The sequence below is a fragment of the Devosia crocina genome (genome assembly GCF_900116545.1).
GTDB classification, from domain to species: Bacteria; Pseudomonadota; Alphaproteobacteria; order Rhizobiales; family Devosiaceae; genus Devosia; species Devosia crocina.
In genome coordinates, this window is record NZ_FPCK01000001.1 from 1,943,355 (window position 1) to 1,963,998 (window position 20,644).

Below are 20,644 nucleotides of genomic sequence, written 5' to 3' on the forward strand. Positions count from 1 at the left end.
GCGGGGCGTGCGCCGCGGGGCCGCAACCCTCTGCGCGCGCACGCTTTTGGCGAGCTAGAAACCCGGATCGTCTGGGTCGCGCGGCGGCGGACCGCCGGCATCGCTGGTCTGGGGAGGCTCGGCTTTCAGTTGCACGTCGAGATAGACGTAATAGGCGCCGCGTTCCTTCTTGTAGCCGAGGTCATTAAGCCGATCCCCGAAGCTGCGCTGGCTGGCGGCGCGCAGGCCATTGGCCTTGCACCAGGCTTCATAGGCTTCGAACAATGCGCCGGCGCGAACCTTCTTACCCTCGACCCGTTCGATGCAGGCCTCGGCAAAAACGCCGACATTGTCGCGTTCCTCGCGATAGTCCTGGGCAAATGCCTTGGCCTCTGGCGGCGTGAAATGGTCGAGGCCATGGGTGAGGTAGAGCAGCGCGCCCTCGATCAGCCAGTTGAGCACACCTGATCGCTCGGCATCGAGCTTGGCCGCCAGCAAGGTCGGGGCCATACGCTCGCCCTCGGGGATTTTCACGCCCCAGATGACGAACAGGAACCGTCGCCAGATACCTTCATCCGTGCCCGAAATTGCCGGCTTGTTATTGCCCGAGAGCATGGGCGTGAACTTCGGCATGAACTCGAAGAAGTCTTTGTTGAGGAAGCGGGCGAGGATCTTCGTGCCGCCCGTCAACGCCTTGATCAGCTCTTCCTTGAGCGGCGTGTTCTTCGGTAGCTCTTCGATGGTCACGAGGCGCGCATTGTGAAGGCGCGCAATATCGGGGTTGGCCTGCTGGCCGGCACGCTGCCCGTCGCCCGTGATGGTTTCGGGCGAGGCAATCTGCCGATAGGAGCCGGCCAGACGCCCGATCAGCTCGAAGAAGGCTGACTTGCCATTGGCGCCGGTACCATAGTGATAAAAGAGCTTCTGCTCATCATTGCCACCGAACAGCAGCGCCACGGCCGTCGACACCTGGATGAAGGTTCGCCACCGAGCCTCCGGCTGCACCTTGCCAAGGAAACCGTCGCGAAAGAACTCGCACTCGGCCTCGGCATGATATTCGACATCGGCCATTTTGGTGATGAGGTCATCGCGATCATGCGGCCGGAATTCGAAGCGACCGATCTTGCGCGCGCCGCCTTCCGGTTGGTCCGGGTCGAGCTCGCGCCAGAAGCGCAGCGTGCCATTGGCAATGTTGAACAGCATGTCATCGGCATCGAGCCGCTCGATCGGCATGGCCTTGAGCGATTGTGCCTGTTCGATCATCGCCTTGGTCTTACTGGCATTGCCCGAGCTGATGGCAAAAGCCCGCCGCGACGAGCGGCGCTTGCTCAACGCCGTGCGAATCTCGACACCACGCTTGATCGCGTTTTCATCTGCCGAGGTCAGCGTGCCCTTCTTGCGCATGGCCGCGTCGGCCCGCTCAATCCACTTCTTTTCGGCGTCCGTTGCTTCGAGCTCGATGGCTTCGAGCTTGATCTTGTCGACGATGAACTGGGCCAGAAGCCGCACCTCGAGATCGGCTTCGTCCCGCAGCCAGTGCGAGCCGCGCCACACGAGCCAGCCGAGGCCAGTTACATAGAGCAGGCTGTCGCCGAACCACGCCACCAGGCGCCGGCCATTGTCGCGGTCGTTCTGGTCGAGCCCCTTGCAAAAACGGATGATAATCCGCTCGTTCTCGCTGGCATTGTCATTATTACCGAAATCGGCATCGAGGTCGGGCAAATCCTCGCCATCGTGGCCGGGATCGTTCGGGTCCGCTGCCAGCGGCTCAGCCTCTGCCTTCGTCTTGCGCCCGCCACGCTTTGGCTTGTCAGTCGCACCCTTGCCACCATCGACAACAGTGAGCGTCACCTTTGTGCGCTTCTGGGCTGCTTTCTTGACAGGGTTGTCGTCGTCGGGCGTATCGGTCACAGGCTCACCCGCACGAGGTCGTTCAAGTCCTTTCCGTCACCCAGAGGGTTGACGAAATTGACGTCGAGAGAGGGAAGGGAGGGGTCGAGGGTGCGCTTGGCAAGACGTGCCGCCAGGGCGCGTTTGAGCCCGCGGGTCAGCTTCTCGACCGTCTTGGTTTCGGCCTCGTCGCTGTCGCAGAGAAAGACCAGCTCTTCGCACCAATCGGGCGGCACGAAGCAGTCCCAATCGTCGAGGTCGGGCTCGTCTTCCTGGCGCTTGTTATCGAAATCGCGATAGGCCTTGCCGGCCATGTTGCCGAGGTCGACGCCCGCCCAATAGGCCGTGCCCGGCTCGAAATTGTGCCGCAGCATGGTGAGCGTCGTTTCGATCCCCTCGCCCATGACAATCCGGCGCACCGATTTGGGCGTGTAAAGCTTGATCGCCCCGCCCTTCTTGCTGCCGCGCACCTTCTTAGCCGGCATCGTCTGCGGCGAGCCGTCCGCCTCGGTCTTGCTGGGGTGAAAGAGCACGACCTTGCCATTGGGCTGGCCAAGGTCGATCCATGTCTGGTGCACGGCGCCGAATGAGCCATCGGGCAACACCACGGCCGCCACCATGGCTGGGCCGGTGTGCAGCGTCGGATAAGTCTTGCGCCCATCTGCACCGGTTACTTCGGTGACATAGGGCAGCGCGGGAACCTCGCGCAGCAAGACCTTATCGAGCTTTACCGCGATTCCGCGCAGTGCCAGATAATCGGCGACACCGCCACGGCCTGCCGGCATCGGCAAGCTCGACCGATTCCAAACCGACTTGCCTTCATTGATGGCCCGCAGCCGACGCTTTTCTTCCTCGGCCGCGCGCTCGCGTTCCCGCCGCTCGGCCTCTTGGTGAATACGCGCCGCTTCCTCGGCCGAGATAGGGTCAGCGACAGTGCGGCCGGTGATCAGCTCGCAGGCCCGCACGAATTTGACGTTCTCGGTCGCCATGACGAGGTCGATCACGCCATGCCCGGAAATACCGCAGCGCCGACAGTTGAAGGTGTTTTTCGTCGTGTGGATGGCGAAACGATCTGTGCCGCCGCAATTGGGGCATGGCCCAGCTTTGTCGGCACCCGGCCCGAGCTTCCAACCCTTGAAGTTGGCCCAACTCCAGCAGGTGACAGCAAGCGCGTCGAGTTTGAGCGCTTCGAGTTCGCGCGGCAGGCTCATGCCACTTCCTCCGCTTCGAATTTCTCGGTCTGGTTCCCCCAGCTCGCCCAGCCGGGGCGCTTCTGCCGGGCAAACAGCTCGACATAGGGCCCGTCGAACAGCGTCTCGATCCGGGAATATTGTTCGTCTGGCTTGCGGCTATGCTCACGCCGCGGAGCGCGGATCGCTTCGAACGGAGCGCATTCGATGAAGTCACGCACGCTGCGCGTTCCCGCCGCCGTCACCCCGGCGAAAAGATCGGCCGGCACCTCCTGGCGCAGCGAAGGCTCGCCGCGCGTGCAGAGCAGACAGGGCTCAAGGTTCTTCCGCGTGCCATAGCCGGGGCCAAAGGCATATTTGCCGGTCGCGGGATTGAACTTGATCCACTCCCAGGCAAGCCCCGAAAAGCTAAAACCCCAGGCTTCGATGACCCGCATCCAGTCCGGCATCAGCGGCCAGGTGACCCACATGAAGAGCGCGCAATCATCAGCCGCCAGCACATCGACAGGAAGCGCGCAGATCTCGTCTGTCGGCATGCAATCATAGTGCGCCTGCGGCGCCTTGGCCTCGCCCTTGGCGGAGCGGACACCGAATAGCCACGGCGGATCAGCCAGAATGACGCGATAGCCGCCGAGCGGTCGCATTTCGGCAAAGGTGCGAGCGATATTCGTCATTCCGCCGCCACCAAAGCCATGGCCGGGGTCACATTTAGGCGCGCGAGCAGTTCGATCGGATAGGGCGGCACCGAGTTGCCGACCAGGTGATACTTGTGCGTCTTGGTCAGCTTCCTGACTTTGCCGTCAATGGTGACTTCGTCGGGCAGCGCGCCTTTCGCGAACCCATGGGCCGCGGCACCTTCCTCCGGCTCGAGCATTCGCGTGCCGATATCGGTGATGATCATCTCTTGGCCATTTACATTCACCGTCACGAGCCCATGACGTGCCTTGGCGGTCAGCGCAGTAAGCGGGTCGGCCATGTCCTGATCCTGTCCACCCTGCCCGTAATAGCGCTGCAGGAACGCAAGGATGAGGTGCGCATGATTACCTCCGGCCGAGATGGCGGCGAGTGGCTCGCCCATCGGCCGCCCGGCAACGCTCGTGCCATGCATGTCTCCGAGTGCCGCAGCCACAAGCGCCGTTTTGCCACTGCCGCCACAGGTTGCGGCGGGCAGCGGTTCACCAACGTCCGCAGGAAGGCTATTGCCGAACTGTCGATCGAGACACACCGAAACGAGCCCGATTTGGGGCTGAACCGTGAAGGTGCCCGCAGGCTCTTTGGCATCACGCCCGGGGTTCACCCCGCCCTCGCGCCGAACATCGGTATTGTGCTGCGCCAGAAATGTCGCGACGAGTTGCGCCTTGCTGCCACCTACCTGCGTTCCAGCAGGCTCCGCCATATCCAGAATGCGCGGAGCCTGGCCTTCGCGCTCACCATAGCCCGATTGCACCATGGTCGCAGCCACCAGCGACAGTTCGCCCCGGTGCGCCGTTGTCAGCGTCCGCAGCGGGTCGCGAATATCGTGGTTCGCGCGCTCTCCGGCATGCGTGATCGGCATGATGAAAGGACGCTTGGCCTCGATGACGTGCCGGACCACCCCGCGCGCTATCCGCCGATGCGAGGCCGGTGCCAGATCCTTCTTGCGTCCGAAGATCGACCGCACAGGCAGCGAATAGTCGATAATGGTATGCGCACCGACCCAGGGCTTGAGCCCCAGCCGCTTGGCATCTTTTCGTGGCGCATGCGTGCGCTCTGGCCAATGGATAGGCTCGCCTTTGCGCTTCATCACGCCGAGGAGGCGAGTCCGGATCGTCGCCACGCCCCAATCGGCGAAATTAACCACGCGAAATTCGAAGTCATAGCCCAAGGCGTGGATGTGCTTGCAGAAAGCCTTCCAGATACGGCCTTTGAATTTTGGGTCCGGAATCAGCCATTGCTCTTGAACGGGAACCCGCTCGCCCTTGGCGGCGACTGAGCCGTCCAGCCGCAGCACCCGCCCTGTCACCGGGTCGCGCTTCGCGATCAACGGTCCCCAAGTCTGGATTTCCCGAACGTTCTCCAGCGTCACCACTTCGACATCGGCTTGGCCGAGCCAGCGGCAGATGACCCACGCCAGCGACCGGCGCCGCTTGCTGACAGGCTTGCTCCCCTTGGCCACCGAGAAATGCGTGCAGTCCGGAGAGGCATGGAGGGCACGAACGCCGCGCCCTTGAGTGACATCGCGGGGCGCCGCCTCGAACACGTCGCAGCGCATATGCCGCGTGTGCGGATGGCGCGATTCATGTACGGCGACGGCAAACTTGTCGTGATTGATCGCGACGTTGACGTGGAAGCCAGCAGCCTCATACCCGTCGCAGGCACCACCCATGCCGGCGAAAAGCACGACCGTAATGCGATCGTCGAGCCCGAACTGCGGTGAAGCCGCTCGAACAGCTTTTGCCGAGGCGAATTTCCCATGCGCGTTCATCTACCCACCTCGATGGACACGATCCTGCGATTGTGAAAATCCCGGCCACCATCGGTCACGACGACGAGCCGCTTGAACTGTTCGATGGCCTCTTCCAGCTGCTCGACCTGGGCGAGGTCATAATCAGCCAGCACCAGCCCGCCTTGGTTCTCGACCAGCAGCCGATGATCGCCCGAAGGCTCGAGCTGGGCGCGGGGATGGATCGAGGGCGAATGATATTGCGGCGCGCGTCTCATGCCTCGCCTCCTGCCCGATACTGATGGGCGAGCATGCGGTTCCTGCTGGTCAAACCCAGCCGGTTGGCCCAGGTCGCAACGGTGCCATAGGGATGGCCGAGATCCTGGCACATGATGGCGAGCGGCACTTCGGCGGCATAGCCGGCGCGCATTGCGGCCTCGGCCGTCTGCTTGGTCAGCTTGCCCTTGTGCGGCAGGAGGAGCGCAATCTCGCCCTCATAGGCCTCACGCAACCGGGCGCGCTCAAGGAAATCAGGTGCCGTCTGTCCGGCTGTCACGCCATCACCTGGGCGTCCACGTTCGGCTCTGAGGGTATCGACCGACTGCCTCCCAGCGGCATCCTTTGGCCCCGCAGCGCTCAGCCGCTGGTCGGTATCCAGAGGCTGCGGGCAATCGTTCGCCGTTCCCGGCAATTCCGTTTCGCCGTCGAGCGCGCGCAGCGCCACGTCAGCCAGCGAGCCCATGGCCTTGATGGCCTCGGGCGTAAAATCCACCGTGTCGCCATCGAGCGCGGCAATGCCGCAGAACTCGGCGAGCTTGAGCACCGCCTCGCTGCTCACCCGATCGCTGGCCATGCTGAGCGTCAGCACCGAAAAGGCAAACTGATGCCAGCGGCGCGGTTCCAGCGGCTGCACAGGCGCAGGCTTGTCGGCCTTGACCGGCTTCTTCTTTGGCGGGCTGACGATCGGCGCATCGGCCGCAAGCGTCTTTTCCCGCTTGTCGCTGATCACTCGCTCGAAATCGTCGTCTGCCAGCTCCGCCAGGTGCTGCGCCCGGCTCGACAGCTTCTTGCTGATCCCGATTTCGGCCAGCGTGAAGGTGGTATTGTCGAAAACCGGTTCCTCTGCGGCACCGGTTTCGTCATCCAGATTGGAGTTCTGCGCCGGGCGCCCGCCAAGGCTCATTTCGCCATTGGCTTTTGCCTTGCGCAGCAAAATGCCAAGCTTGCGCTCTGCCCGCGCACCCAGCTCCTGCGCGTCGGCCTGGAGGCGCCGGTCCCGGGCGATCTTGGCATAGGCCTTGGCCTGCTCGGCCATGTTGCGGATATCGACCACTTCGTCGACCCGCACCGCTGCGGCCAGCGCTTCCTTGGCGCTTTCATAGAGGGCGAGCTGGCTCATGCTGGCTCACCGACAAAGTTGAGATGATGCGCGAAGAGGGCGAGATCGTCGGCCTGCTCAATGACGGGCTTGAAGCATTCGACATTGAAGCCCGCGTCGAGAATGCCGGGAAACTCGAGGTAAAGATTGCCACAGCGGACAAAGGTGTCGCTGATCACCAGCACATCGCCATAGGCCGGGAAATCGAGACCTGGCTGCGTGTCATGCCCTGATGGGCGCCAGCTGCCATTGCTCGCGATACAAACACACTTCGCCCCCGGCTTCGCCCAGTTGCTCATTTCGCCGCCTCCGCCTTGATCTGCTCGGACAGCGCATGCGCACTCACGATCACGCCCTGCAACTTGCCGACGATCCGCTCGCTCTCTTCTTCCGAGATCTGTCCGTCGGCGAGAGCCTGCCCGATTGCGACCATCACCTTCCCCAGCTGCACGGCCATCTTGCCCGAGCTTTCGATCACGCAGGCCGGGCCCACCCCTTCGGGCAGCTTGATCACGACGGCGCCGACAACATCGGCTAGCTGCTGCAACAAGGCCGTCGAGCCGGTTACATCGAGCAGGTCCGCCACCACGTCGAGCGGGGCGAATTCGGGCCGGTTGCGGTTTTCGTAAAGGGAGATGGTCTGCTGATCGACGCGCGTCAGCTCGGCCGCCCGCTCCTGGCTGCCCACTTCCTTGCGCAGTTCGCGAAATTCGGTTTTCAGCGCCAGATACACATCGGCGCGCAGGCGTCGGCTATCCATGCGTAAAGCCCTCGGCACTTACGTGGTGACACATTTCGCGCAGAGCGCGAGAACTGGCCCATCGGCCGGCCTTGGCCAAAGCCAGGGCTCGGCTGCTGGGGGCAAAGCGATGACGAGATTTCCCAACTACGAGCCGAGCACGGCCCTGCGCGAGGCGATCGCGGCATACAGGCAAGCGCGCGCCGCAAGAGCGGTTGGCCTGGGCCAGAGCGATCCGGCAAAAAGGGACCGGGCAGTGATCGCGGGAGAGGATGCGATCAGCATGCCCGGCCAGTTGGGAGGCCCCGACGCCCTCACCGAAACGCCGGGGCGTGAAGGCACCGAAACCGGCGCGGCAAGCAAGGGCAGCTGCCACGATCGGGGGGGACGTCCCGACTTTTCCGGTTCCGATGCCCTCGCGTCCGGGCGTGATGATGATGCGTGAAGTCATGGCTTCACCTGCTGGTTCTGGCGCGGCGTCACGCGGATCGTGGTGCGCAGCTGGCGGAGGGTCTTGGGGCTCACGCCGGGCCGGTCGAGCAGCAACAGGCGGGCGCTCTCGCCATCCTGCAGCTGGTGCCGCAATGAATCGGTCAGGGCGCGCCGCGCCGAATGATTGGCAAAGCGCTTCATGCCGACACCTCGTCAGGACGCAGCACAAAATCGTTGGGTGTAACTTGACCACCGGTCACTTCGAAGATGCGCCTCATCTGATCCGGCCTGGGCACGCGCTCATCGCGAAGCCATTTCCGGACGCCAGACGCGGTGACCCCGCCCACTTGCGTGGCGAAATCGTCGAGATCGAGAGCTTCGCTCTTAAGGTACGAAATTAGCTTCATACCAGAACAGTTACCCAATCTGGGTAACATTGGCAACCCCACATTGGGGAAACTTGTCTCGACTGAGTTGTGGAAGGTTCCCCACATGGCAAACCGACTAAAGCAACTCCGCGAGGCCCGCGGCTGGACACACCAGCAAGCCGCCGACCACATGGGCGTTTCACGAAGCCAATTCATCAAGCTAGAGCGCGGCGAGCGGCGACTGACCGAGCAGTATATCGATCAGGCAAGCAGCGCCTTCGCTGTGCCGCCGGCGGAGATCATCGAAGACCAGACGGAGCACAGGATTGTACCGCTCATGGGTGAGATCGGAGCGGGCGCGGAAATCTCGCCAGATTATGAGCAGGTGCCAGAGGGGGGCCTAGAGCAGATCGAGGTGCCGTTCTATTTGCCCGATGACATGGTGGCCTTTCGTGTCAAAGGGGATTCCATGTTGCCGCGATACGACGAAGGCGACGTGATCGTCGTCTGGCGTGAGCAGCGCCGAGCGACAAGCAGCTTCCTTGGGGAGGAAGTTGCAGTGCGGACACGCTCTGGCAACCGATACCTCAAAACACTCCAGCGGGCCGGAGCACGGGGCTACAATCTTGCATCGTGGAATGCCCGACTGATCGAGAACGTAGAAATTGAATGGATTGGGGAGATCTATGTCACTATTCGGGCCGCGCAGCTGCGCCGTACATTCAAAGCGGCACTTGCTTAGATGCGTCTATATCGCCTCAGCAGTAGCGATGACAGCGCCAACGAGCGCCCAGCCGATTGACACCGCTCGCGCTTGCACACTCGAACGTGAGCCCCTTACCCGCCTCGCTTGTTACGACAGCATCTATATGCCCGCAAAGGTATCGGAGCCGTCAGTAAACAACGCATGGTCGCACCGGACCAGCACTTCACCCATAGACGACAGTAAGGAAGTGCAACTCACGGTTAAGTCTTCGGAGCCCGTCTCGGGACGATATCGAGACCACGATCGCGCCAGCCTGATCTTGCGTTGTCAGGAAAATACCACTGCCGCGGTAATCTATTTCGGCGGCGCCTTTGTAGCCGACTCTGGCGACTACGGACGCATTACCTACCGCATTGATAGGCAACCTGCGACTGAGCGAACTTGGGTTGCATCGACCAGCAATCAGCACTTGGGATTGTGGAGTGGAGGAGCATCTATCCCTTTCATCAAGTCGCTTTTTGGCGGGCAGAAGATGATAGTCCGAGCCACACCATTCAACGAGAATCCAATCGTGCTTGAGTTCGATATCTCGGGCGTTGAGGCGGCCGTGGAAGAACTGCGCGCCACTTGCGCCTGGTAGCTTCCCCAGTTTGGGGTTGATTTGTTACCCATATTGGGGAATATTGCCTTCTAGTTTTACTACTGGAGGGCACAATGCCTGCTACCCCACTCAGCCGCGCCGATGCGCTCGCAACCCTATCCCTGCTCTCGGCCGAGCCGCCCCGCTCCATTGCTGAAAGCCTGGCCGATGTCTTTGTCAGCAATGACCAGGAAGGCCGCGTCACCGTTCGCCCCGATCTCTACCGCGCCGGTTTCTCCGATGAGGAGATCGATGCTCACCAGGCCGAGGCTGTCCAGATCGCCGGGCGCCGGCAGCGGAACGCATCCACCCGCGATGTAAACACCGCCCGGCAAAAGAGCATCGAGGAAATCACCGCCGAAATGGCCGAGGCGATCCTCGCCAACATGCCGCCTGACATCCTCCTGGTCTCCGACCTGCAGGGCCGCGGCCACTCCACGCGAAACATCGACTTCTGCCTGCCCCGCGCCAAAGCCATCGCCGCCACCCAGTTCGCCCAACGCGCCGCCGGAGGGCTGCAGTAATGGCCGCTCCGACCAATGAGACCATGGTTGTCGAACTCGTCGCCCGCATCGCGCGCGTCCTCGACCTCGCAGAGTGCAGCTGCATCGACTCCCTGACCAACCGCGTCAAGCTCGCTGAAGGTCGCGAAGCTCTCACCGATATCGCCGGCTTCTTCGACATCGAAGCGCCTAAGGCCAAATTGGTGGAGCGCGCGTGATGGCCAAAGAGAAAACAAGAACGCTGCTCGTCGTGCTGGAGCTTCCCGTCCGCGCCATGACTGATGAGGAGTGGGAATACGCCTGGGAAGAATGCGGGCACGACGAACAAAAGATCGATGGTCCAGGTCCGCAAGACACGCTGCAAGAGGTCGGCGCATCAGACCTTTCTGACGCTATTGCCGGCGCACTGAACAGCGCCAACAATCAGGAGATGCTCGCTGGTACGGGCCTCTTCATCCACACTGATGATGCGCGTGTTCTATCGTCGGCATGGAAGGAGGGCGAGTGATGCCCATCCTCGACCTGATCCGCGCCCTGATCCTCGTGGACGGCTGGAGCTATTGCGGCCCCTTTGCCGACCCGCCGCCGGCTCCGGCCGGCTTCACCCTCGAAACCCGCACCGATGGCTTCCTCGGCATCGTTACGCACTATCGCTTCGTGCCTGCAATGGAGGCCATCTGCCATGCCGGTCTCTGAAATCCTCTTTGCGGTGACGCTGCTCTTTGTCCCGCCCATCATCGCCATTGTCGTTTTGGGGTTCTTCTGATGGCCATCGATCTCCAGCAATTCTGCGCCAACAATGATCAGGCCTGCTTCGGACGAGATTACTTGCTCCGCCCGATACACGTGGGCGACTGGTCGTTGGCCTCCAACGGCCACATTGCTGTCCGTGTACCCCGCGCTGCGGGCAGCGATGTCACGCCGGATGTTCCGCAAAGTGTCTTGAGCATCTTCGACGACCACAGCACCGAGGACGCGGGAGAACTTCCCCTGTTTACGCCGCCTATCGGCGAGTGTGACTGCACCCGGTGCGGCGGCACAGGAATCGATGAAGACGACGATTATGGGGGTGTTACAAAGTCGACCTGCGATATCTGCGAGGGCACCGGCAAGATACCGCTTCTCCACGTCACATCGATCGAGATCAACGAGACGATCATGGCCGCACGCTACCTCCAGCAGATCCGCGCGCTGCCGTTTCCCAAACTTGCCTATGGCTTCTGGCCGGGGCGCCATGACCCCGAGCGCCCGCAACAGCGAGTTCATTTCGCATTTGAGGGCGGCATCGGCCTGTTGATGCCTTTGCGCCGCCCCTACGCCACACACTTTCAGCTAAGCCGCCCAGGTGCAGCATCATGACCGCGTTCACTCAACCCATGCCGTCAGGCGTCCTGTTTGACCTTGAAGATCCGCGCCCCGAAATGGTCCGGCTTAGCGATATCGTGCACCACCTGGTCCGGCTCAATCGCTGGAACGGCAATATCGAGCCGGTCAGCTACACCATTGCCCAGCATAGCCTGGCAACGGCGCAGGCCTGCACCTTGATCGAGGCCCGCCCCTATTGCCTGCTGCACAACGCCCCCGCCGCCTATACCGGCGAGCTGCGCACTGCTGTTAAACTTTGGGCTGTCGACAAGGGCGCTGATTTCACCGCCCTTGAAAAGCGCATCCTCTATACCGCGATCTTGCCCGCCTTCGGCCTCGCGCCGCCAACGGACGCAATCGCTCTGGCTGTCGACAAAGCGGCCCAGATCGCCGCCGCCACCGAACTGCGCGACATGGTGGCAGGCAAGCCGCCCGCCTGGCACCCCAACGCCCAGCCGCTCAAAACACGGCTGAAATTCACGCCAGCCATCAAGATCGAGGAGCAATTCCGCCTCGCCCTCGAAGGCGCCCTGCGCCCATTCGGCAAGGTGGCGTGATGGACCCGTCTCTGATCTTCGCCTTCATCTGCATTGCCGGCGCCGCTGTTGGCTTTGCCATCAATAAACGGCCTTGATCATGAGCGAACCGCTTCGCGCCCGAGATCAGCGCTTGGCGCCACGTGGGCTTAACCGGGAGCAGGCTGCAGCCTATATCGGCATCAGCGCCAGCACCTTCGACAAGCTGGTCGAGGCTGGCGCCATGCCGCGCCCACGCATGGCCGAGACGCGCAAGATCTGGGACATTCACGAAATCGACCGCGCCTTTGACGAGTTGCCGCACGAAGGCGCTTCCCTCATGGCGGCTAATCAGGCAGGGTCCGCGGTCAGCGATTGGAACTGACCGTGGGCCCCTCCGTGAAGCTCGAATTCAATATCAAAGGTCTGGTCTATGACCCTGATCATCGCGGCAACGACCGTTACTACTTCCGGCGCAAGGGCCAGAAGAAGATCCGCATCCACTCTGCCCCCAACACCGAGGCCTTCCGCGAGGAAGTCCGCTGCGCCGAGCTGGGCATTCCGTTTTCGGGCGATGCGCCCAAGCCCGCGATAAAGCCAAGCATCAAAGCCAAGCCCGGCTCGCTCAAGTGGCTGGCGCTGGAGTTCCTGCGCCGCAACCGGGATAGCTGGAGCGAAGCCTACGGCAACACCATCGAGGGCGTTCTCACCGAGATCTGCGACAGCGCGACCCTCTCGGCCAATGGAACGCGCAATGGCGATCTGACCTATGCTGGCATGCAGCTCAAGCACGTCGCCCAGCTGCGCGACGAGAAGTCGGCACTCCCCAACGCCGCCAACCGCCGCGTTAAGACGATCAGCGCCATGTATAATTGGGCCATCGGCGCCGGCATCGCGACAAACAATCCGGCCGACAAGTGCCCCAAGCTCAAAGTGAAGAGCGAAGGCTTCCACACTTGGACGATTGACGAGATCAGAAAATATCAGGAGCGGCATGCACCCGGCACAAAAGCCGACCTCGCGCTGCGCATCTTCCTCTTCACCGGCTTCCGCAAGGGCGATGCTGCGATCTTCAACCGCCGCCATGTCTACGAGGCTGAGGGCGAGCGGCGCATCCGCTTGACACCGAACAAGACCAAAGGCTCGAGCGGCGTCACCGTCGACATTCCCCTGCTCGGCCCTTTAGCCGACGCGATCGACAATCTACCGAAAACGCAGCTAACGATTCTGCAGACGGAACACGATCGCCCCTATACCGCAAACGGTTTGGGAAACGCGATGCGCGACTGGTGCGACCAGGCAGGCCTGCGCCATTGCAGCGCTCACGGCCTGCGCAAGGCCGGAGCCGTGATTGCCGCCGAATCTGGCGCGACTTCGCAGCAGCTTCAAGCCATCTTCGGATGGACCACATCGGCCCAAGCCGACCACTACACCCGCGCCGCCTCTCGCAAAAAGCTGGCGACCGATGGGGCCAAGCTGATCACGCTAACCGAAATGAAGGTTCGGCGTTCATGACAGAAAATGCTGACACATCTGAGGAACTGCATGCGCTGTTCCGCGCTTTCGGCGCCAGCATAGAAACTGTGATGAGTGAGCAAAAGACCGCAAGCCCTAGAGCAACGATTATGCTCTCAATGGCAATGATCGAAACCGCAATCGAGCACACTCTCAGACTGTTTCTAGCGCCTTGCCCTGCTACCGATACACTCCTGAACCCGCTCAAGAACGGCGCACTCGGCAGCTTTGCACCGCGCGTTGATATGTGCGTCTCTCTTGGACTGATTCCTGAGAAACTGGCCCAAGCCAGCAAATGGATGGCGCACATCCGTAACGATTATGCTCACAAGATCCACGTAGAGACCGCACAAATGGAGCACGTCAAAAAGCTTCGCGCTGCGGCTGCTGCCGTGGGTATAGGGGTATCGACCCTGACTTTCCACGGCGGATATCAATCGGTCAGCGGCATGATTGCAATGCGAATCGCGGGTGAATGGGTAGCGATTAGCCGAGAAGCGCAACGCAAAATAAAAACGTGAAGTGAGACACCCCATTCCGAAAAGCTAATGATTTCAACAAGCCGAAATGGTCTCACTCGATGCCTAACCCACTGATTTGACTAAAAAGGTCAATGTCTGTCGGGATCGCCACTCCTCCTGTGTTGAATTGCGATTGGTTTTGACCAGAAGGCACTTTTGCCGCCCAAATCGATTGGGTTTATCTCAGTTTTGCGGGTACTTCGGACCCTTTCTAATGGTTTGGACCAGAACGGCGATTTTGGTATTATTGCGTGGACGTGAACTCCACGATTTGGTGAGCCATCTACCTGCTCCATCTCTCGTTAGTGTCGCTGGTGAGACCGAACAGCCTGTTGGGAACTCTGCACGTGGGCGAGCAGCCTTGAGCCGTTATGGGTTAAGGCGTTCGGAAAACCGTCTAGGTCTGTGCACGCTCCAATAGGATGTGCGCAGATTGCTGTGGGCAGATCAGGCAGATTAGGGGTGGCTTGCGGACAGGCAGCTTTCGGCTGCGAAGTCTCAAGAACGGATGCTTGCAGCCTATCTTAGTTGCCCCACCCACAGTCAACCCTGTGCCAGCAGACCGGCGAATCAATTCCCTCTCAGGTCACCAAGACACGACTTTGCCGTCATAGCCCCAGTGGACACCGCTCATCTCCAGTGTCGCGCTGTCGATGACCTGGCGCATGCCGCTGACGGCCTCTTCGGCGTCAGATCGCCGTTGTCTGGAGACCGGCGGCGTCCGGGTGAAAAGGGGACTGTCCGCTCTAGGTTACTGGCAGCTCATAGCTGACTCACCGCTTCAACAATTGATTTGAATGGCACCGGTTTCTGGAGCCGTGTGACATCAACGAGATCGGTAGGGATCACCTCTGGATCGTAGCCAGTGAGAAAGACGAAGGGGACTCCCCTGTGCCTAAGTGACTTAGCAACCTCAAACCGCGGTCCCCCACCTCCCAAATTAAGGTCGAGCACTGCGTGGCTGGGCGTTGCTTCATCCAGCATGGCGAGTGCCGACTCCTCGCTCGAGTATGGCCCCAACACAGTGGCGCCTGCGCCGCGCAGGGCGGCGGCGGTATCCGATGCCAGGTAATAATCGTCCTCGACGACGAGGATTGTTCTTCCGCTCAGGTCTGGCGCTCCGGTCATGTCGATGGTTCCTCCAAAGGTAGACGTCGGAACAGGGCTGTCTGTCTCCAGAATGCTTTCTGCGTCCTTGAGCGGAAACTCCATTCGGCAGCGAGCGCCGGAAGGCTCAATGCTGACCTTGCTCGTGCCACCAAGTTCATAAGGGATGCGCGCTTCGATCAACTCGCTGCCGAAGCCGCGGCGTGTAGAGGGCGCCCGTTGCGGCGCACCAGTTTCAACCCAATCAAGGCCGAGCCACTGGGTACCTCGTTTCTCGAAAGGCGACCAGCTTACCACCAGCCGTCCTTCCGGCACGGAGAAGGCGCCATACTTGAGCGCATTGGTTGAGAGTTCGTGAAGCGCCAGCGTCAGCACTTCGACAGCCTTGGGTGCGAGCATGATGTCGGGCCCCACTAATTCGAACTGATGCTGATGATTCGCTTGAACCTTGACCTCACTCTCAATGATGTCGCGCAGCCAACCCCCGGCATTGGCTTCCCGGGTCAGTAGCGCCTGGACGCGTGCCAGCGCCAGCATTCGACCTTCGAGAGCGACCCTGTAGTCCTCGACCGAATTTGCGCCATTCGCGCTGCGGTTGCCGATCGAGCGGATTATACCCATGAGATTGCGGACACGATGTTGTAATTCGTGCAGCAGAACGCCCTGATGCTCGATAGCGATTTTGGTCTCGGTCACATCTTCGGCGATGCCGCCGATGCGCTCGATCTGTTCGCTTGCGTCGTAAAGGGGGAAGTCCGTGTTTCTGATCCACCTGAAGGCCTGGTCGCTGGCCCGTTGGATGCGAAATTCATGCACCACTGCTTCACCCTGTCGTGCCCGGTCAAGATGCTCGAGAGCGACATCGCGATCTTCGGGCACGATCGAGGAAGCCCAGACCTCTACCCCGTCCAGGAAGGTCTCAGGTTTGACCCCATAGATGTCGGCTATGGCAGGACTGACATACTCCATCTTTAGGGTCGTCGCATCGCGAATCCACAGCGCCCCGGACGATGCGTCGGCGAACTGTCGGAAGCGTTCCTCGCTTTCACGTAACGCGTCCTCGGTACGGGCGCGCTCAACCGCATCCCAGGTTCGCTCTAACGTCTCCTGCAGCAAGTCGACCTCTTGGGATGTCCACCGGCGCGGCTCGCGCTGGTAGGCAATGATCGTGCTGACCCACCGTCCTTTTTTGATCAGCGGCACCGCGACAATCGCCCGCACCCCCAGGGCCCGATACGGGGCTCTCTTCTCTACAGGGTAGGCCGGGTCGTTCTCAACGTCCCGGAGGATGTACGTAGTCCCCTCGCGCATGGCTGCAGCGGCCGGGCCGAACGAGTCCATGTCATATGCCCCCGCGATCGGCGGGAGATCGTCGCGAGTGTACGCATAAGGTGCGATCCCCGTCCGGGTGTCAGGCGAAATATCACCATAGACCACGCAGTCCACGCCGAGTTGCTGTCCAACAACATCCATTGCCGCTCGACGAATCTCATGCGCGCTAGAGAGTGGCCGCAGCGTGTCGCTCAGCTCGAGAAGGAAGGCTTGTCTCTCCTCGCTCTCACGCAGCACCTTTTCAGCTCGTTTTCGCTGCGTAACGTCGTCATAGAGAGCCACCACATGGCCCCCCGCTGTAGGGTGAGCAAACACCTCGAACCAGCGGTCGTTCACAAGGATTTGCTCAATGCGCTCCGGCTGGCCTGTTTGTGCAACGCGATCGAATGCCTGTGCCCAGCTGGGGTCAAAGCCTGGGAAGAACTCGCTCGCTCGCTTTCCTCTTGCTAAGCCAACCGGAACCCCAAACTGCCGCTCGAAAGCCGGATTCAGCTCGATGTATTGAAGGTCGACTGGCTCGCCTTTCTGATCGTGGATCACCTTCAGTTCGATAAACCCCTGACCCATCGTCTCAAATAGAGTGCGATACTTCTCCTCGCTCGTCCGCAGCGCCCCCTCTGCTCGGGCGCGCTCAATCGCCGCCCATGTACGTTCGCCGACCTCTCGAACCAGTTCGACGTCCTGCGGCGTCCAGGCTCTCGGAGCAGAATCTTGCACGCCAAGCACCACCGCCAGGCGACCCTCTTTAACCAGCGGGACACCCATGCGCGCCCGGGCGCCGAGCGCTTGCCATCCCGCACGCCTTGCCTCGCTCATCGGCTCTGTTTCGATATCGGGAATGACTGTCGCCCTCCCGGCGCGTAGCGACTCGTTGTCATCACTCGTCGCTTCGGCTAGGTGGCGCCCCACAAGGCTTGGCGTGCCGGGCGCGCGATGCTCGCGTTCGATAACGACGTATTCCCGGCCGCCTTCAACGACGAAGGTAGCGTAAACAGCGCGGCTGACATCGAGTTGCCGGGCCAGAAGCCTTGTTGCCTGCTCCTCGATAGCGATAGGATCTGCAAGCCCGCGTAGGGAGTCGGACAGCTCGAGCAGAAACGCCTGCTGCTTCTCGCTCGCGCGAAGACGTGCGTCGCTTTCCGACCTTCCAGCCTCTGCAGCCCGAAGGGCGAGCGACATCTGGTATCCCGCCGAGGCAAAGCGGGCGAGGCCCTCGAGCAGTCGAGCATCCTCCCGGTCAAACTTGCGCGTGGGGTTGTGGGCATTGATCCAAATGGTACCGACCGGCCTGCCTCTCGCATGGAACGGCAGAAGCAGGCCTTCATGGATCAGCGGTTCCGCATTCGCGCCGGGGAAGAAGCGCTCAGGGCTTTCTATCAAGATGAGTTTGTCGCGCTCGACCGCTATGCCACAGGGGCTGGCGTCGAAGGGTATGGTACCCCATCGGAATTGGCTCCAGACGCCAGCCAGAGCAACCCAGCGAAATTGGCGGACCCCGGCCGTTTCTTCAATGCTGATGCCAGCGGAATCAGCCACGCCGAGTTGGACAAGTGTTTCCGCGAGCTTCTGGAGCAGGTTCTCCGGACGCTCCGCCAATTCTGCTGCCAGCGCCTGCAGGACCCGGTTCTCGGCAGCATAATCCGGCGGGCGGCTAGGTCTTTCGCTCAGCCGGTCTGTGGCAATTACGTCATCCGCACTGCGGTACCGCTCTTCCAACGACATAGACTCCTGTCGCTCTACCGAGAAAATCACCTGGACCAAACAGCGCGCATTCAGGTCTGGATCAGAGCGTTGAGGCTCTTTCCGGCGTTTGTTCTCTCACATGTCTGGGCCTTGCCTCGTCTTCGACTTCAAATTCAACGACATAGCCGCATTGCAGGGCAGCAGTGCAGACTTCGCCTAATATGCTAGATCGGTCCTCGCTGCCCAGGTGAGCCGAAAGCATTACGTTGCTGGTGACCCGATTAACTGGAACACGCGGGTGCCTGGCGTGCGGTTCGAATGCAATCGCCGCATTCATTGCTGTAGTTATCACCGTGTGTAGATGCTTGTTTTCGCTGATCATCGTGACTCTCCTCTAAGAAAGAGCCTAGGAGCATCAAATCGATCGCGCACTAACAAAGATCAGTAAAGGTAAGACGATGCGGCGAAGCTCCGCAAAGATACCCGATTGTGGACATGCGACGGTCAGGCAATGGTACGCACCTGCTCAATTAGTTCGTTCCCCGCAAACGGCTTGAGGACGTGGGGCGTTCTGGATAGATCGGTGGGCAGGTGCGATCGCTCATAGGCGGTGGCGAAAAGGAACGGTACGCCTGCCTCCTTCAGTACCCTGGCTAGTTCGAAGGCCGGTTCACCGCTGAGCCCGATGTCCAGCACCGCAACGTCCGGCAGTTGATGCAAGATGCGGTCGAAAGCATCAGCTTCGTTGGCGTAAGGCCCCATGATTGCGGCACCGGCTGAACTAAGAGTAGCTACAGTTTCCGTCGCGGCGTAAAAATCGTCCTCGACGATCAGAACAGTTTGACCCTTAAGAGGGCCGTCTTCTTCGGCTGGGTTTTTTGGCTGTCGTAGCTGTTGCTGTACGGAACCCACCAGCGCAGCGGCGATGCGGCCGTCTATGGCCGCCTCTCCTTCTCGAAGAAGCACAGTGCCCCTTGCGTTTTCGAAGCGCGCATCGAGGTGAAGATAATCGGGATCAAAGCCAGCCGTTTCCTCCAGCTTGCGGAGCGAGGGTATAGTCAGAAGGCCATCCGACAGGCGCAGCAGGTTGAGAGCACGCATTTCCTGCAGCACCCGGTTCATGTGTACTGCGCTGATGCCGAGCACATCTGCAAGTTCACTCTGCGTCAACGGCAGCGCAATGGTTTGACCTTCGACTTTCCCAATCGCGAGATTGCGATGAAAAAGTTCGCAGAAAAGATGTGCCGTTCTCTCAACCGCTTCACGCTGCCCGACATTGACAAGCCACTCACGCGTTATCGACTCGTCCGAAAGCGTGGCCCATCGCAAGGCAGCGCGAATTTTAGGGTAATTGGATGACAGCACCTCGATCGACGCGTCCGAAACGCGGGCTACCTTGCACGGTGCGGCTGAAGTGATGGAATGATCACGCCTATCCAGCAGCGTTACCCCGATATCGCAAGAATCCCCAGGCATGAGAATCGACAGGATCTGCCTCGTTCCATCTGCTTGTTCCTTGTGCCGCAGCATCATGCCATCAAGCAGAAAATAGAGTTCTTGGGGCCTGTCGCCCTGGGAAACAAGCGAGGTCCTGCTTGGGACCACGAAAGTGTTCGCCATGGCCTCAGATAGGGCGCTGACTTCTTCGTTACTCAGACTAACGAACGAGGAGAGCTTAACCGCAACTGGATGCATGATCTTCGTCCCGTAATGCTGCCCCACATTGGTGGGTGTTCACATTCACGTACGGCGGGTGTGGGGCTCCCCAACCGACCGGATCACTCTGTGCCGGTCCACATCAGCTCAATCACTTTAGCCTATGTTGGTTACGATGGCACTCAATTCCTGCGATATGTGGAGCGAAGCCCGTGAATGTTTACCCCTAGGTCGATATTTGACAGCGATCTTTCGGATTGTATTGCGGAGATTGCACTTGCCCAACAATGAAGCATAAGCAATCATTAAGATGGGGCAGACGGAGATGAGGGCGCTTAGACGGCTGTTGAGGAGGAAAATCTCCGCCTATGGTCCTAGTACATGGTCACGCTCGTTGGCTCCCGCTGGCTGCGCTAAGCTGGATCTAGGGGATCAGGAAACAGCGCAGCGATCATGGTACCGTCGCTCTCGAGAACTAAATACTTGACGCGCTCGATATCTTGACCGCCTGCGGATCGTACGGCGCTCAAGGCTTCATCACGCGTAACGCGCTCGCGCTTCATGGCTTCGTAGCAAAATGCCCCGTCATGCGCCAAGAGCGTCGGCTTAGACCGAACAGCCTGGGCGAAACCAGGCCAACGAACTGAGGCGAACGTCACCAGATACTGCATGAGGATCAGCAGGCCCAGCGCCACGGCCCCTT

General features: G+C 60.7%; 26 protein-coding genes. 12 read left to right on the forward strand and 14 right to left on the reverse strand.

The window, feature by feature from the left end; genetic code table 11:
- Positions 1–54 precede the first annotated feature (54 nt).
- The 8 genes from BM364_RS09520 to BM364_RS09555 are packed head-to-tail and all read right to left on the reverse strand — an operon-like array spanning position 55 to position 7,619.
- Positions 55–1,890, reverse strand: a complete 1,836-nt coding sequence (locus BM364_RS09520; RefSeq protein WP_092423633.1) for a DNA primase family protein — start codon at positions 1,888–1,890, stop codon at positions 55–57.
- Positions 1,887–3,080 (reverse strand): DUF7146 domain-containing protein, encoded by a 1,194-nt coding sequence (locus BM364_RS09525; RefSeq protein WP_092423635.1) that lies wholly within the window; start codon positions 3,078–3,080, stop codon positions 1,887–1,889. Before BM364_RS09525 ends, BM364_RS09520 begins: the two co-directional genes overlap by 4 nt.
- The gene (locus BM364_RS09530) at positions 3,077–3,733 is read right to left on the reverse strand and encodes an MT-A70 family methyltransferase (protein ID WP_092423637.1); all 657 of its coding nucleotides are present in this window, start codon (positions 3,731–3,733) and stop codon (positions 3,077–3,079) included. The genes BM364_RS09525 and BM364_RS09530 overlap by 4 nt, the downstream gene beginning before the upstream one ends.
- On the reverse strand, positions 3,730–5,523 hold the full coding sequence (locus BM364_RS09535) for a DNA cytosine methyltransferase (RefSeq protein ID WP_092423639.1): 1,794 nt from the start codon (positions 5,521–5,523) through the stop codon (positions 3,730–3,732). The genes BM364_RS09530 and BM364_RS09535 overlap by 4 nt, the downstream gene beginning before the upstream one ends.
- Positions 5,520–5,759 (reverse strand): hypothetical protein, encoded by a 240-nt coding sequence (locus BM364_RS09540; protein WP_092423641.1) that lies wholly within the window; start codon positions 5,757–5,759, stop codon positions 5,520–5,522. Before BM364_RS09540 ends, BM364_RS09535 begins: the two co-directional genes overlap by 4 nt.
- On the reverse strand, positions 5,756–6,880 hold the full coding sequence (locus BM364_RS09545; protein ID WP_092423643.1) for a relaxase family protein: 1,125 nt from the start codon (positions 6,878–6,880) through the stop codon (positions 5,756–5,758). Before BM364_RS09545 ends, BM364_RS09540 begins: the two co-directional genes overlap by 4 nt.
- Positions 6,877–7,158: a hypothetical protein gene (locus BM364_RS09550; protein WP_092423645.1), complete on the reverse strand. Its 282-nt coding sequence runs from the start codon at positions 7,156–7,158 to the stop codon at positions 6,877–6,879. The genes BM364_RS09545 and BM364_RS09550 overlap by 4 nt, the downstream gene beginning before the upstream one ends.
- Complete coding sequence (locus BM364_RS09555) at positions 7,155–7,619, reverse strand: helix-turn-helix domain-containing protein (protein WP_092423647.1); 465 nt, start codon at positions 7,617–7,619, stop codon at positions 7,155–7,157. The genes BM364_RS09550 and BM364_RS09555 overlap by 4 nt, the downstream gene beginning before the upstream one ends.
- Positions 7,620–7,728: 109 nt before the next feature.
- On the opposite strand from BM364_RS09555, the gene BM364_RS09560 reads away from it, so the two are divergent.
- Positions 7,729–8,043, forward strand: coding sequence for a hypothetical protein (locus BM364_RS09560; RefSeq protein WP_139232557.1), 315 nt, complete (start codon positions 7,729–7,731; stop codon positions 8,041–8,043).
- Between the two features lie 2 nt (positions 8,044–8,045).
- Here the strand turns inward: BM364_RS09560 and BM364_RS09565 are convergent, their stop codons facing one another.
- Both BM364_RS09565 and BM364_RS09570 read right to left on the reverse strand, forming a co-directional pair.
- Positions 8,046–8,231, reverse strand: a complete 186-nt coding sequence (locus tag BM364_RS09565) for a hypothetical protein (RefSeq protein WP_092423651.1) — start codon at positions 8,229–8,231, stop codon at positions 8,046–8,048.
- Positions 8,228–8,437 (reverse strand): helix-turn-helix domain-containing protein, encoded by a 210-nt coding sequence (locus BM364_RS09570; RefSeq protein WP_092423653.1) that lies wholly within the window; start codon positions 8,435–8,437, stop codon positions 8,228–8,230. Before BM364_RS09570 ends, BM364_RS09565 begins: the two co-directional genes overlap by 4 nt.
- A gap of 85 nt (positions 8,438–8,522) precedes the next feature.
- Here BM364_RS09570 and BM364_RS18475 point away from each other — a divergent pair, with 85 nt between their 5' ends.
- The 11 genes from BM364_RS18475 (at position 8,523) to BM364_RS09625 (ending at position 14,163) form a co-directional block, all read left to right on the forward strand.
- Positions 8,523–9,140 carry an XRE family transcriptional regulator gene (locus BM364_RS18475; protein WP_175528536.1) on the forward strand — a complete coding sequence of 206 codons (618 nt, stop codon included), beginning with the start codon at positions 8,523–8,525 and terminating at the stop codon, positions 9,138–9,140.
- A gap of 28 nt (positions 9,141–9,168) precedes the next feature.
- Positions 9,169–9,744, forward strand: coding sequence for a type VI secretion system-associated protein TagO (locus BM364_RS09580; RefSeq protein WP_175528537.1), 576 nt, complete (start codon positions 9,169–9,171; stop codon positions 9,742–9,744).
- A 74-nt stretch (positions 9,745–9,818) separates the two neighbouring features.
- A complete protein-coding gene (locus BM364_RS09585; protein WP_092423657.1) occupies positions 9,819–10,268 on the forward strand; it encodes a hypothetical protein in 450 nt (149 codons plus the stop codon).
- Entirely contained in the window at positions 10,268–10,465 is a 198-nt protein-coding gene (locus tag BM364_RS09590; RefSeq protein WP_092423659.1) for a hypothetical protein, read from the forward strand. The genes BM364_RS09585 and BM364_RS09590 overlap by 1 nt, the downstream gene beginning before the upstream one ends.
- On the forward strand, positions 10,465–10,755 hold the full coding sequence (locus BM364_RS09595; RefSeq protein WP_092423662.1) for a hypothetical protein: 291 nt from the start codon (positions 10,465–10,467) through the stop codon (positions 10,753–10,755). Before BM364_RS09590 ends, BM364_RS09595 begins: the two co-directional genes overlap by 1 nt.
- A complete protein-coding gene (locus BM364_RS09600; RefSeq protein WP_092423663.1) occupies positions 10,755–10,943 on the forward strand; it encodes a hypothetical protein in 189 nt (62 codons plus the stop codon). The genes BM364_RS09595 and BM364_RS09600 overlap by 1 nt, the downstream gene beginning before the upstream one ends.
- A gap of 69 nt (positions 10,944–11,012) precedes the next feature.
- Positions 11,013–11,606: a hypothetical protein gene (locus BM364_RS09605; protein WP_092423665.1), complete on the forward strand. Its 594-nt coding sequence runs from the start codon at positions 11,013–11,015 to the stop codon at positions 11,604–11,606.
- Entirely contained in the window at positions 11,603–12,169 is a 567-nt protein-coding gene (locus tag BM364_RS09610) for a hypothetical protein (protein WP_092423667.1), read from the forward strand. The genes BM364_RS09605 and BM364_RS09610 overlap by 4 nt, the downstream gene beginning before the upstream one ends.
- 79 nt (positions 12,170–12,248) lie before the next feature.
- Positions 12,249–12,512 (forward strand): helix-turn-helix transcriptional regulator, encoded by a 264-nt coding sequence (locus tag BM364_RS09615; protein WP_092423669.1) that lies wholly within the window; start codon positions 12,249–12,251, stop codon positions 12,510–12,512.
- A 14-nt stretch (positions 12,513–12,526) separates the two neighbouring features.
- Entirely contained in the window at positions 12,527–13,642 is a 1,116-nt protein-coding gene (locus tag BM364_RS09620; protein WP_139232558.1) for a tyrosine-type recombinase/integrase, read from the forward strand.
- On the forward strand, positions 13,639–14,163 hold the full coding sequence (locus BM364_RS09625; protein WP_092423673.1) for a hypothetical protein: 525 nt from the start codon (positions 13,639–13,641) through the stop codon (positions 14,161–14,163). The genes BM364_RS09620 and BM364_RS09625 overlap by 4 nt, the downstream gene beginning before the upstream one ends.
- 762 nt (positions 14,164–14,925) lie before the next feature.
- Here BM364_RS09625 and BM364_RS09630 read toward each other — a convergent pair.
- From BM364_RS09630 to BM364_RS09640, 4 genes are all read right to left on the reverse strand, one after another.
- On the reverse strand, positions 14,926–18,324 hold the full coding sequence (locus tag BM364_RS09630; protein WP_092423675.1) for a GAF domain-containing protein: 3,399 nt from the start codon (positions 18,322–18,324) through the stop codon (positions 14,926–14,928).
- Positions 18,325–18,385: 61 nt separating this feature from the next.
- Positions 18,386–18,667 carry a hypothetical protein gene (locus BM364_RS18595; RefSeq protein ID WP_139232559.1) on the reverse strand — a complete coding sequence of 94 codons (282 nt, stop codon included), beginning with the start codon at positions 18,665–18,667 and terminating at the stop codon, positions 18,386–18,388.
- Between the two features lie 122 nt (positions 18,668–18,789).
- Positions 18,790–19,980 carry a helix-turn-helix domain-containing protein gene (locus BM364_RS09635; protein WP_092423677.1) on the reverse strand — a complete coding sequence of 397 codons (1,191 nt, stop codon included), beginning with the start codon at positions 19,978–19,980 and terminating at the stop codon, positions 18,790–18,792.
- A gap of 374 nt (positions 19,981–20,354) precedes the next feature.
- On the reverse strand, positions 20,355–20,644 hold a 290-nt coding region (locus BM364_RS09640; protein WP_139232560.1), incomplete at its 5' end, for a DUF421 domain-containing protein.